The following is a 12,275-nucleotide window of genomic DNA, read 5'->3' on the forward strand; positions in this document are numbered from 1 at the left end:
GAACCCATCCAAAAAGGAGCACGCAGGTATTTCCATACGTCGGAAAGGCGCCGATAGTCCGTGCCTTGACGTGGGCGCCGTTGGCGTGGCGCCATCGATTTTTCGCTGATTCCCGTCGCTTCGCGCCACGCGTTCGGCCCGGTTCCGGACGCATGGCAACGAAGGAGCGTGGCGAAGGCATAGGGTATCGGACGCACGGGCATGAACGACGGCGCGATTCTTCTCCTGACCGATCGGCCCGATCGTAGTGCGGCCCTGGAGACGATTCTCAATACAGTGGGGCGTTGCGAAGTCGTGGCCGGAGACGGAAAGCTTTCGCTCGGCACCCGGCCCATCGCCATCGTGGCCGACCTCACCCTGACCCGCCGTGAATCCGTCGGACGTCTGCGTGCGGTGCTGCCGGTGGGCCAGGCCACGCCGCAGATCGTGAGCCAGGTTGCAAATCCGGTCGCCGGCCGCGTCGTTCGCATCCCGGTGATCTGCCTGATGCGCTCGACGTCCGATCAGGACTTGCGGCAGGCCCGCGACCTCGGCGCCACGGTCTGCCTGCCGGCCTATACGGCGCCGCACCTCGTCGCCCAGGTGATCCGGGATCAGGTCTCCGCGCGCGGCGAGACCGCGAGCGGCGTGTCGGGCCAGGGAATCGTGCGCGCCACCGAGGCGCTCACCGGCCTGTTCGCAGCGGCCCGCGAGGGCGGCGACATGGCGCTCGGCGTCGTCGAGGCGGGTCTGACGCCGATCCTGGCAGCGGTGCGCGAAGGCGGGCTGACCCAGTGGCTCGACACCGTCTGGACCCACGACGACGCCACCTACCAGCACTGCCTGCTGGTTGCCGGCGTCTCGGCCCAGTTCGTCAATTTTCTGCAGTTCCGCGAGCAGGACCGGCAGCACTTCGTCCGGGCAGCCCTGCTGCACGATCTCGGCAAGGCCCGGATCCCGCAGGCGATCCTCAACAAGCCGGGCCGCCTCGACGCCGACGAGATGGCGATCATGCGCACCCACCCGGTGATCGGCTACGAGATTCTGCGCGACAGCGGCTGCGACGCCGCGACTCTGAGCGCCGTACGCCATCACCACGAGATGCTGGACGGATCCGGCTATCCCGACGGTCTCGCCGGATCGGCGATCGGCGACACCGTGCGGCTCCTCACCATCTGCGACATCTACGCGGCCCTGACCGAGCGGCGCTCCTACAAGCCGCCGATGCCCATGCGCGACGCCCTCGCGGTCCTCGAGAGCATGGATACCAAGCTCGAAGCCGGCCTCGTGCGGTGCTTCGGTGATGCCATGTCGGCCACGACAGCATGACGGTTATGCAGCGATCGCGCACGGGACAGGCCCTCGGGCCGCGCGGTTGTCGTGGGACGTGATGGCGGTGATCCGCCTGCCGCTGTCGAAGTCGGCCATCGCGGAGGCCGCCCCCCGGCATCGGCTCGATCGCCGTGGCTGCACGGACGCCGTCGGAGAATCTGGCGCACTGGCGACCCGTCGGGACCGTGGCGCTGGCGGCGGCTCGTCCGATGCGGGCGCTGGCCGGCTCCGCGATCCGGCCCTTCCGGTGGGTCGGAACGCCGACGGCCCGATACGGCAGGCCCCGGGCCGAAATCGCCCGGAGCCTGCTGTCACACGTCACGGGGGTGGGGCGAACCCCATGAGCCTCAGGGCTGGAGGACGCCGTTGATCACGTGGATCACGCCGTTCGACTGCATCACGTTGGCGACGGTGACCGTGGCGGTGCTGCCCTTGGCATCGGTCACGTAGACCTTCTTGCCCTTGGATTGGACGACCAGGGGCTCACCCTGGACGGTCTTGAGCTGGGCTTCGCCACCGCCATCCTTCGCGAGCTTCATCAGGTCCTTGGCGGTGTAGGTGCCGGGGACCACGTGGTAGGTGAGGATCTTGGTGAGGGTGGCCTTGTTCTCGGGCTTCACCAGGGTCTCGACGGTGCCGGCGGGCAGCTTGGCGAACGCGGCGTTGGTGGGGGCGAACACCGTGAACGGGCCGGGACCCGACAGGGTCTCGACGAGGCCGGCGGCCTTCACGGCGGCGACCAGGGTGGTGTGGTCCTTCGAGTTGACGGCGTTCTCGACGATGGTCTTCGAGGCGTACATCGGCGCGCCGCCGACCATCGGGTTCTTGGCGAGGGCGGCGGCCGGGAGGGCGGCGCCGATGGCGAGGCTGAGGCCGAGGGCGGCGAGCTTGGAGGCCAGCGGGCGGCGGGCGGTGAGGTTATGCATCGGATTCTTGTCTCCTCTGATGTCCCGAGCGGGGCAATCGAGGTGACTTACGGCGCGTTTGGAGAGAAAGTTTCAGGAATGATCTGTTAGACGATCCGCTCGCCCGGTCGGTCCTCCCGTGGGGATCGCCAAGACTTGCGAGAAGGACTTGCGAGAAAGCCAGCGCCTCGGGCGCCAAGGCTTCGAGACCGAGCAGGGAGAAGAGCGATGGGACGTTCGGTGGCGGTGCCGTGTGACTGACGATGTTCTGCTTCAGACGCGACTGACAGCCATCGCGGCCGGTGACGAGACGGCGCTGAAGGCGCTCTATGACGAGACGGGAGCGAAACTCTTCGGCCTCGTCCTGCGTATCGTCCGTAGTCGTGAAGCGGCCGAGGACGTGCTTCAGGATGTCTATCTCCGGATCTGGCAGAAGGCCGAGACCTACGCGCCCGCAGCCGGCCGGCCGATCACTTGGATGTGTGCCATCGCCCGCAACAGGGCCATCGATGTGGTGCGCGCCCGCAAGGAGACTCCTCTGGCGGATCTCGTCGACGGCGAGGATTGGATGAATCAGGTGCCCGACCCGCACGACGGCGAGAGCGATGTTCTGGATCGCGGTGCCCTGGCCCTGTGCCTCGGCCGCTTCGACGCCGTGCACCGGCAATGCCTCGTGTTGGCCTATTGCGAAGGGTTCTCCCGCGAGGAACTGGCGGCGCGGTTCGATCGACCGGTGAACACCATCAAGACGTGGCTCCACCGCGGACTGGCGAGCCTGCGCTCGTGCCTGGACGCCAACGCATGACCGGCGATCCCTTCGATACCGAGGATTCCTTCGGCGCCGGCTCGCCCGACCGCGACATACAGGCCGCAGAGTATGTGCTCGGCACCCTGCCGCAGGCCGAACGCACCGCCTTCGCCCGTGCCCTGGCGACGGATGCGAACCTGCAGGCCGCCGTCGCCAACTGGCAGACGCGCCTGGCGCCCCTCGCGGAGACCGTGCCGGAGGTCGCGCCGCCGGCGGGAACCTGGCTGCGCATCCGGGCGGCGCTGAGGCCAACCGGCGACGATCCCCGCGTCGAGAGCCTGACCCGTGGTCTGCGGCGATGGCGCCTGGGAGCGCTCGGCGCGTCGGCCCTGGCCGCCGGTCTCGCCTTGGCGCTGGGCCTCGGCCGCTTCCTGCCGCCCGACCCGGATACGGGCCAGTACGTCGCCGTGGTCAATCGGGGCGGCGAATTGCCGGCCCTGGTGGTGCGGGTCGACACGCGACGCGGCGTCGCGCAGGTCCGCTCCGTTGCAGCCGACACGCCCCGCGAGAAGAGCCTGGAGCTTTGGTACATCGCTGGCGGTGGCGCACCACGCTCCCTCGGCCTTGTCGAGGCCGGGCGTGCGAGCATGGCCATGCCGGAAATCGCGCGTGGCGCCAGCCTCGAGACCGCCGTGCTGGCCGTGAGCGTCGAACCGCCCGGTGGCTCACCGAGCGGGGCACCGACGGGACCGGTGGTCTATTCGGGCAAGCTTCTGCGGGACTGAATCGCCCGACGGCAGGCCGGATCCCTCGCCCCTCGGCGACCGCCCGTTGCGGCCGTCCAGTTGTCCACGTTCCACAAGGGTTCCTGGCGGTCGACGGTCGCGAGGAGCTCTTCGATGGGCTTCGACAGCATGGCCTCGAGACGAGGGCGGCATCGAAGTTCTATTCGCGGTCGAACGACAGGTCGCCGGGGCTGCAATGCTCGAGATCCCCCCGCCGGGCGAACCGAATGTTTCCGCAGCCATATCGCCGGGGCGGGTTGCCCATGTGCCCAATCGCTGGCAGGCCTCGCCGCATGAAGGTCTCCTCCGTTCCACGGCCCGTATCCGCCCTTCGTGCCGCCCTGCGGAGCGATGCCGGCGGTGGCCTCGTCCTCATGGCGAGCGCGGCCTTGGCGCTCCTCATCGCCAACTCGCCCCTGGCGTCAGCCTACTTCGGATTGCTGGCAGCCCATCTCGGGCCCTTGAGCGTGCTGCATTGGGTCAACGACGGCCTCATGGCGGTGTTCTTCCTGCTGGTCGGCCTCGAGATCAAACGTGAAGTCCTCGACGGCCGCCTGCGTACGTGGCCCGACCGGATCCTACCGGGTGTGGCGGCCCTCGGCGGCATGCTCGCGCCGGCGTTGATCTACGTGTTCGTGAATCGCGCCTCACCGGAGACCCTGCGCGGCTGGGCGATCCCGACGGCGACCGATATCGCGTTCGCCCTGGGAGTCCTGGCGCTCCTCGGGCCGCGCGTGCCGGTCTCCCTGAAAGTGTTCCTCACGGCGCTCGCCATTCTGGACGACCTCGGGGCGGTTCTCATCATCGCCGCGTTCTATACCACCAGCCTGTCGCTGCCGATGCTGGTCGGGGCCGTGATCACCGTCGCGGTCCTGGTCGCCCTGAACCGAGCCGGGGTGAGCCGGCTCACCCCGTACCTGCTCCTCGGCGCGGTCCTGTGGGTTCTCGTTCTCGGGTCCGGCATTCACGCCACCATCGCGGGCGTGGTGCTGGCCCTGACGATCCCCTTGCGCACCAGCCCGGCCAAGCCCGACGACCCGGCATCCCCGCTGCACAAGCTGGAGCACGCCCTCCAACCCTGGTCGTCCTTCGTGGTGCTGCCAATCTTCGGCTTTGCCAATGCGGGCGTGGCGCTGGGGGGCATGTCCGCCGCGATGCTGTTGGAACCGGTGACGCTCGGCGTGGCCCTCGGGCTGTTCCTCGGCAAGCAGATCGGGGTGTTCGGCATGATCGCCGTCGCCGTCAAACTCGGCCTCGCCCCGCGTCCGGCCCATGCAGGGTGGTGGCAGCTCTACGGCTTGTCACTCCTGTGCGGCGTCGGCTTCACCATGAGCCTCTTCATCGGTCTCCTCGCCTTCGCGGACACACCCGCCCTGGAGACCGAAACCAAGATCGGCGTTCTCCTCGGCTCCGTCAGCTGCATGGTCGCCGGGGCCCTCGTTCTCCTCTTCGCACCACGGCCCGGATCGACGGCTCGAAGCTGACGCTCGACGGAAACCCATGCTCGCCCAGACGTCTCCCACGGCCCCCGACGACATCGCCCACGTCATTCAGATCGCCCTCGCGCCGGCCTTTCTGCTGACGGCGCTGGCGACCCTGCTGAACGTGTTCTCGACGCGCCTCGGGCGCGTGGCCGACAAGGTCGACGCCGCGTCGTCCCACCTGCGCGGGGCCGGCCCAAACGAAGCAGGGCGGCTCGCGCGGCAATTGTCCTACCTGCGCCGACGCTCGTTCGTGCTCGATGTCGCGGTGGTGCTCGCCTCGATCGGCGGCATCATGACCGGCCTCGCCGTTCTGACCCTGTATGTCGGAGCGTTGCGCGATGCGGCCACCGCCTCGATCCTATTTGGATGCTTCGGCGTGGCGCTGATCTGCACTGTCGCCGCCATTGCGGCCTTCCTGTCGGAAATCCTCATGGCGGGCCGCGGTGTTCGGGACGAGGTCGATCGGCAGACCCGCCACGCGACGGATCTCGAAGGCTCCGGTCCATGAGAACCGGCGTCGGCGCAAAGCCTACCGGCCGGTCTGAAACTTGAGATCGAGGGCTGCGAGCGCCAGGAGCGGCGGCGGCATCGGAACGCCGGCCTTGCGCATGGTGCGGGCCGCCGCGCGGCAGCCGGCCTGGTCGTTGCTGGCGGCTGCGGTCTCGATACCCGCCACGGTGGCGGCGTCGGGTTTCGGCGGCGGGGGCGAGGCCGCCGGTGCAGCCGCCGCCTTTGCCGATGCGTTCGCCTGGGCGAGGGCACTCTTGCGATCGCCGGGCGCCACCGTGTCGCTGGATCCCGTGGCGCCGCTCAAGCCGGATTTCTGTTGAGGCTCACCGCCACCGCCGGAGGGCTTGCCCTCGCTCTTGCCGGACGGGTTCGACACCGCCGTCGTCTGGCTCGGTGGCGTGGCGCCCTCCTGCTTCTTGGCTTCCGGCGCCGTCACGAACGCCAGCAACTCCTTGCAGAGATCGGCCGGTCCGCCTGACGCCGCCGGAGGGGCGGCGTCCTGCGCCGAGGCCGGTAACGCGAGCAGGGTCGCCGTCGTGAGGAGTGCGATGCGCGACAGGGATTTCAGCATGCTCGTTTCCTCAAACTCCTGGGACCGCGCGGGTGTCTGTCCGATGCGACTGGTCCGCAGATCCGATGGCACGCGCGTCAGGACCGCTTCGGGTGGGAGGCTTCGCCTTCGGCCTTGCCGTGAGCGGCGTCGTTGGCCTCGCCCACCACCGGCATGCCGTTCCATTTCGGTCCGACGAGATTGATACCCGGCTCCGACACGCGCGCACCCGAGGTCGCGAAGGCCTGATAGGCGAAAGTCTGGTTGCTGGTGAGCGCATACATGGCCAGCACGCCGAGGGCGATGGCGGCGATGACGGCGGCGGCGAAGGCTTTCATGACGTGTTCTTCCTCGTCCGTATCATTCGGCCGGCGCGGGGTGGCGTCCCGTGAGCTGCGGGCCGCTGGCCGTCTTGGCCTGTTCCTTCTCCACCCAGAGGTCATGGTGCGCGCGGGCCCAGGCGAGATCGACCTTGCCGCTGCCCATGGCGTCGTAGGCGCCCTTCATGCCGAGCGTACCGATGTAGATGTGCGCGAGGATGCCGACGATGAAGGCGACACCGATGAGGGCGTGGATCACCTGCATGACCTGCATGCCGTTGATGTCGAGGAGCGCGAACGGGAACAGCATCATCAGGCCGGTGACACCCATGGCCGCACCGAATCCCGCGACCATCCAGAACACACCCTTCTGGCCGGCGTTGAAGCGCTCGGCATGGGGGTGGGTTTTTCCGATGAAGCCGCCGCCGGCCTTGATCCAGGCCCAATCGATCCGATTCGGGATGTTGTCCTTCACCCAGACGGCGATCATGATCACCACGCCGAGCATGAACGGCCACGCGAGGTAGACGTGGCTGTACTTGGCCCATTGCGCCAGGGTGCCGAAGGCCTCCGGGCCGATGACCGGCATGAGCAGGCGCTTGCCGAAGATGTAGTTCAGGCCGGACAACGACAGGATGATGAAGCACGTGGCCGTCATCCAGTGGGCGAACCGTTCGAACGCGTTGAACCGCAGGATCTTCTTGCCCGATTCCTGGGTGTCGTCCGTGAGGATGCGTCCGCGCCACAGGAAGAACCCACCGAGCGCCGCGATCATGCCGAGGATGCCGAGCGCGCCGATCCAGGGTAGCCAGGACTCGCGAAAGGCCCGGTACTCGCGGCCCTGCGGCTGAATCAGGTTGGCGGATTTCCGGTCGGGGATGCTGACGCGGCCGGTGATCTTGTCGGCCTGCTTGAACAGGAATTCCTCGTTGACCGAATCCGCCGTGGGCTTGGCGCCCATGGGGTTCTGCCCGTCCTGGGTGATCGGGTTCTGCGCCCGTGCGGCGTCGAAGGCGCCCGGGGCGGCCAGGAGCGTCGTCGCGAGGACGAGAGTGCTGAAGAGCGTGACTGCCCGCCGCATCGGCGTTCCTTTCGAATGCTTCTCGTCGTTGAGGCCGCCGCGGGCGGCGGCCCCGGAGGGGCGATCAGATCGCCACGGTCTCGCGGTAGGCGGTCTTCCAGCCCCAGGCGCCGGAGCCGTAGCCGCGCTTGACCACGCGCTGCTTGTAGATCTCGGCGATCATCTCGCCGTCGCCGGCGAGCAACGCTTTCGTCGAGCACATCTCGGCGCACAGCGGAAGCTTGCCCTCGGCGAGGCGGTTCGAGCCGTACTTCTCGTACTCGGCCACCGAGAAATCGGCTTCTGGACCGCCCGAGCAGTAGGTGCACTTGTCCATCTTGCCGCGCGAGCCGAAGTTGCCGACGCGCGGATACTGGGGCGCGCCGAACGGGCAGGCGTAGAAGCAGTAGCCGCAGCCGATGCAGATGTCCTTGGAGTGCAGCACCACGGCGTCGGCCGTGGTGTAGAAGCAGTTCACCGGGCACACGGCGGCGCAGGGCGCGTCGGTGCAGTGCATGCACGCCATGGAGACCGAGCGCTCGCCCGGCTTGCCGTCGTTGAGGGTGACGACGCGGCGGCGGTTGATGCCCCAGGGCACCTCGTGCTCGTTCTTGCACGCGGTGACGCAGGCGTTGCACTCGATGCAACGGTCGGCGTCACAGAGGAACTTCATACGGGCCATAATGGATGCGCTCCTCTCACGCGGCCTTGATCTGGCACAGGGTACACTTCGTCTCCTGCATGCCCGTCACAGGGTCGAAGCCGTAGGTGGTGACTGAGTTCGAACTCTCGCCCAGCACCACCGGGTCGGTGCCCTTCGGGTAGTAGTCGCGCATGTCCTTGCCCTCGTACCAACCCGAGAAGTGGAAGGGCATGAAGGCGACGCCCTTGCCGACGCGGTCGGTGACGAGCGCCTTCATCTTGGCCTTCGCGCTGTTCTCGGCGCCCGTCACCCAAACGAACTGACCGTCCTTGATGCCGCGCTCGGACGCATCACCGGTGTTGATCTCGACGAACATGTCCTGCTGGAGTTCGGCGAGCCACGGGTTCGAGCGGGTCTCCTCGCCACCGCCCTCGTACTCGACGAGGCGGCCGGAGGTGAGGATGATCGGGAAGTCGCGCGCGACGTTGCGCTCCACCGCCGATTTCTGCACGGAGAAGCCGATGTTCGGCATGCGGAACTGACGCTCGTCCGGCCGGGTCGGATACTTCGCCACGAGGTCGGGGCGCGGCGTGTAGATCGGCTCGCGGTGCACCGGCACGGGGTCCGGCAGGTTCCAGGCGTTGGCGCGAGCCTTGCCGTTGCCGAACGGGATCACGCCGTGGTCGAGGCAGACGCGCTGGATGCCGCCGGACAGGTCGGTGGCCCAACTCACGGTGTCGGGCTTCTCGCCGCCGATCTTCAGGATGGTGGCGCGCTCCTCATCCGTGAGGTCCTTGTCCCATCCGAGCTTCTTGAACACCCCGAAGGTGAACTCGGGATAGCCGTCCGTGAGGTCGGAGCCCTTGGTGAAGGAATCTTCCGCCAGCAGGGTCTCGCCGTTGCGCTCGGTGCCGAAGCGCGCCCGGAAGGTGCTGCCGCCATCCTTCACGTGAAGCGATGTGTTGTAGAGGATCGCCGAACCCGGATGCCGGAGTTCCGGCTTGCCCCAGCACGGCCAGGGCAGGCCGTAATAGTCGCCGCCGACCTCCGGATCGTCCTTCGGCGCGCGCAGGGTGATGAGGTCGAACTTCGCCTGGTTGCGCATATGCGCCTTCAGGCGCTCGGGGCTCTGGCCGCAATAGCCCGTGGACCAGCCGCCGCGGTTGATCTCGCGCAGGAGATCCTCCGCCGAGGGAATGTTGTTCTCGACCTTGATGTTCTTGAACAGGGTTTCGGCGAAGCCGAGCTTGGTCGCAAGCCGGTACAGCACCTCGTAGTCGTTCTTCGACTCGAAGGCCGGTTCGACGATCTGCTCACCCCACTGGATCGAGCGGTTCGAGGCCGTGCGCGAACCCTCCATCTCGAGGGAGGTGCAGATCGGTAGCAGGTAGGTGTTGTCCTGGCGGGCATCGAGGGCTGCGAAAGTCGTGGGGTGCGGATCGGCCACCACCAGCAACTCGAGCTTGTTCATGCCCTCCACCGCCTCGGGCAGGCGGGTGACGGTGTTGCCGCCGTGGCCGAACACCATGAAGGCCTTCAGCGGGCTGCGCTGGTCGATCTGCTCCGGCGGCAGGTTCACCGCATCGAACCACCGGGTCGAGGTGATGCCCGGCGCTTCCATGTTCTCCTTGCGCGTGCGGGCCTTGCGACCCGCCGTGGCCGGCACCTCGTCGAAGCGCGACTGCAGCCACTCGTAGGGTACGTCCCAGACGCGGGCCCAATGGCGCCATCCGCCCTCGACGAGGCCGTAATAGAGCGGCAGCGACGTGACATCGAGGCCCAGATCGGTGGCGCCCTGCACGTTCGTGTGACCGCGGAAGATGTTGGCGCCGGTGCCCGGCTTGCCGACGTTGCCGGTGGCGAGACACAGGATGCAGAGCGCACGCACGTTGGCGGTGCCCACCGTGTGCTGGGTCGCGCCCATGCACCAGATCAGGGTGGCGGGCTTCTCCTTGGCGAACTTCTCCGCCACCCGGCGCAACTGCTCGCCGGGCACGCCGGAGACGCGCTCGACCTCCTCGGGCGTCCATTTGGCGACTTCCTTACGGACGTCGTCCATGGCGTAGACGCGCTGGGCGATGAACTCCTTGTCCTCCCAGCCATTCTGGAAGACGTGCCAGAGGATGCCCCAGACGACCGGGATGTCCGTGCCGGAACGGATGCGGACGTACTCGGTGGCGTGGGCGGCCGTGCGGGTGAAGCGCGGATCGATGACGATCATGTTCGCGCGGTTGATCTCCTTGCCGGACAGCACGTGCTGCATGGAGACCGGGTGCGCCTCGGCCGGATTGCCGCCGAGGATGATCATCGTCTTGGCGTTGCGGATGTCGTTGTACGAGTTGGTCTGGGCGCCGTAGCCCCAGGTGTTGGCCACCCCCGCCACCGTGGTCGAGTGGCAGATGCGCGCCTGGTGGTCGACGGAGTTGGTCCCCCAGAATGCGCCGAACTTGCGCATGAGGTAGGCGGCCTCGTTGGTGAACTTGGCCGAGCCGAGCCAGTAGACCGAGTCGGCGCCGTTCTTTTCACGGATCGCCGCGAGCTTGTCGCCGATCTCGTCGATGGCCTGGTCCCACGAGATGCGCTGCCACTGGCCGGCAACGAGCTTCATGGGGTATTTCAGGCGGCGATCGGAGGAGACGAGTTCGCGAATGGCCGCGCCCTTGGCGCAGTGCGTGCCGCGGTTGATCGGGCTCGCGTAGGACGGCTCCTGACCGACCCAGACGCCGTTGACCACTTCGGCCGTCACCGTGCAGCCCACCGAACAGTGGGTGCAGACGTTCTTCTTGATGACGGTCTCGGGGCCGACCGCCGAGGAGCCGGCGGCGCGGGCCTGCCGCACGGAGCCGAGCTGGAGCGAGCCTGCCGCCGCGAGCGCGCCAGCGGCGAGACCGGATTTCTGCAGGAACCCGCGGCGGTCGAGCATGCCGGAGGCGAGGCCGGCGGCCACGGCCTGATGCTTGGTGCGGCTCGCCGCGCCGCTCTTACGCTTCGTCAGCATGGCTGCCTCACTTCTTGCCGGCGTCGTTGGTGCTGTTCTTCAGCGTCTCGTACCCGTTGGTCCGGTAGAACGCCTTCACGTGGTCGGTGAGCCGGTAGCGCCCCTTGGTCTCGTCCTGGCCGGGGTCGTAGGCCTGGGCGTCCGTCGCCGTCATGGGCGTCGCCGAGACACCGACGGCGGCCGCGACCGTTCCGCCGCCGAGCGCGCGGAAGAACTGGCGACGACCGAGCCGGTCCTTCTGGTCTTTCGGATCCTGTCGCATGGTCGACACTCCTCAAACGGCGGGGGATGCGCCGTCGGCGCGATCCATTGAATTCGGATGGCGGGGGGTCATGCGTCCATCGCGAAGGCCTGCGCCTCCACCTCGATGAAGGCACGACCCAATCCACCGACGGTCCGATAGAAGCGCGCGGCCTTCGCCCGCTCCAGATCGGCGAAGAAACGCCCGGCCCAGGGCTCCAGATGCCTCGTGAAAAAGTCTCGCGCGGCGTCGGGTGCCGCGTCGAACCGACCGGCCACGAGCCCGGCCATGCAATCGAGGAGGATCGCGAGGTGATCCTCGGGCTCGGTCATCGCCGTATCCCGCTCGATCCCGAGACTCCGCAGATCCTCACGCACCCGAGCGAGGGGCCGTTCGTTGAGGAAGCCGGTGAGGTAGTAGGACGCGTAGGGCAGGAGCTCGCCGCGACCGACCCCGACGAAAAGGTCGTGATATTCGCGTGCCACCGTTTCCGGGGCCACCTCGCGGCTGGCGCGCGCCAGAACCTCGACGGGCTGGCCGAGCAGACTGTCCCCGCCCCGAAGTCGCCCGAGGGTTTCGAGCACGGCCCGGTCCGGCGCATGCCCGAGGAGAACGGCGAGAAGATCGTAGTGCTGGGCGCGCCCATGATCGACGTCGTCGACGGTCGCGCTCATCGGAGCGTGACCGTTCTGACGCCCTTCGTCCGCGTGCTCGTTGGCC

At 67.9% G+C, this 12,275-nt stretch carries 13 protein-coding genes; 5 read left to right on the top strand and 8 right to left on the bottom strand.

Annotated features, from left to right (window positions below; genetic code table 11):
* Positions 1-201: 201 nt before the first annotated feature.
* Positions 202-1,308: an HD domain-containing phosphohydrolase gene (locus ASG60_RS18815; protein WP_056167215.1), complete on the top strand. Its 1,107-nt coding sequence runs from the start codon at positions 202-204 to the stop codon at positions 1,306-1,308.
* Between the two features lie 350 nt (positions 1,309-1,658).
* Here ASG60_RS18815 and ASG60_RS18820 read toward each other — a convergent pair whose 3' ends face one another.
* On the bottom strand, positions 1,659-2,237 hold the full coding sequence (locus tag ASG60_RS18820; protein WP_056167212.1) for a fasciclin domain-containing protein: 579 nt from the start codon (positions 2,235-2,237) through the stop codon (positions 1,659-1,661).
* Between the two features lie 232 nt (positions 2,238-2,469).
* Between ASG60_RS18820 and ASG60_RS18825 the strand changes: the two genes are divergently transcribed.
* The 4 genes from ASG60_RS18825 (at position 2,470) to ASG60_RS18840 (ending at position 5,741) form a co-directional block, all read left to right on the top strand.
* Positions 2,470-3,021 carry a sigma-70 family RNA polymerase sigma factor gene (locus ASG60_RS18825; protein WP_056267413.1) on the top strand — a complete coding sequence of 184 codons (552 nt, stop codon included), beginning with the start codon at positions 2,470-2,472 and terminating at the stop codon, positions 3,019-3,021.
* Positions 3,018-3,749: an anti-sigma factor gene (locus ASG60_RS18830; RefSeq protein ID WP_056387120.1), complete on the top strand. Its 732-nt coding sequence runs from the start codon at positions 3,018-3,020 to the stop codon at positions 3,747-3,749. Before ASG60_RS18825 ends, ASG60_RS18830 begins: the two co-directional genes overlap by 4 nt.
* A 293-nt stretch (positions 3,750-4,042) precedes the next feature.
* Positions 4,043-5,233 (top strand): Na+/H+ antiporter NhaA, encoded by a 1,191-nt coding sequence (gene nhaA / locus ASG60_RS18835; protein WP_056387122.1) that lies wholly within the window; start codon positions 4,043-4,045, stop codon positions 5,231-5,233.
* A gap of 16 nt (positions 5,234-5,249) precedes the next feature.
* Positions 5,250-5,741, top strand: coding sequence for a DUF2721 domain-containing protein (locus tag ASG60_RS18840; protein ID WP_056167205.1), 492 nt, complete (start codon positions 5,250-5,252; stop codon positions 5,739-5,741).
* 21 nt (positions 5,742-5,762) lie between these two features.
* Here the strand turns inward: ASG60_RS18840 and ASG60_RS18845 are convergent, their stop codons facing one another.
* From ASG60_RS18845 to ASG60_RS18875, 7 genes are all read right to left on the bottom strand, one after another.
* On the bottom strand, positions 5,763-6,314 hold the full coding sequence (locus ASG60_RS18845) for a hypothetical protein (protein WP_056167200.1): 552 nt from the start codon (positions 6,312-6,314) through the stop codon (positions 5,763-5,765).
* Between the two features lie 77 nt (positions 6,315-6,391).
* Positions 6,392-6,631: a hypothetical protein gene (locus ASG60_RS18850; protein WP_056167198.1), complete on the bottom strand. Its 240-nt coding sequence runs from the start codon at positions 6,629-6,631 to the stop codon at positions 6,392-6,394.
* Positions 6,632-6,653: 22 nt separating this feature from the next.
* Positions 6,654-7,694 (bottom strand): formate dehydrogenase subunit gamma, encoded by a 1,041-nt coding sequence (locus ASG60_RS18855; protein ID WP_056167194.1) that lies wholly within the window; start codon positions 7,692-7,694, stop codon positions 6,654-6,656.
* 64 nt (positions 7,695-7,758) lie between these two features.
* On the bottom strand, positions 7,759-8,355 hold the full coding sequence (fdh3B, locus tag ASG60_RS18860; protein ID WP_056167191.1) for a formate dehydrogenase FDH3 subunit beta: 597 nt from the start codon (positions 8,353-8,355) through the stop codon (positions 7,759-7,761).
* Between the two features lie 16 nt (positions 8,356-8,371).
* On the bottom strand, positions 8,372-11,314 hold the full coding sequence (locus ASG60_RS18865; RefSeq protein WP_056167189.1) for a formate dehydrogenase subunit alpha: 2,943 nt from the start codon (positions 11,312-11,314) through the stop codon (positions 8,372-8,374).
* A 7-nt stretch (positions 11,315-11,321) separates the two neighbouring features.
* The gene (locus ASG60_RS18870; protein ID WP_056167341.1) at positions 11,322-11,576 is read right to left on the bottom strand and encodes a formate dehydrogenase; all 255 of its coding nucleotides are present in this window, start codon (positions 11,574-11,576) and stop codon (positions 11,322-11,324) included.
* Positions 11,577-11,644: 68 nt separating this feature from the next.
* Positions 11,645-12,229 carry a molecular chaperone TorD family protein gene (locus tag ASG60_RS18875; protein ID WP_056167338.1) on the bottom strand — a complete coding sequence of 195 codons (585 nt, stop codon included), beginning with the start codon at positions 12,227-12,229 and terminating at the stop codon, positions 11,645-11,647.
* Positions 12,230-12,275 lie beyond the last annotated feature (46 nt).

Source organism: Methylobacterium sp. Leaf469, assembly GCF_001424745.1.
Classification (GTDB): domain Bacteria; phylum Pseudomonadota; class Alphaproteobacteria; order Rhizobiales; family Beijerinckiaceae; genus Methylobacterium.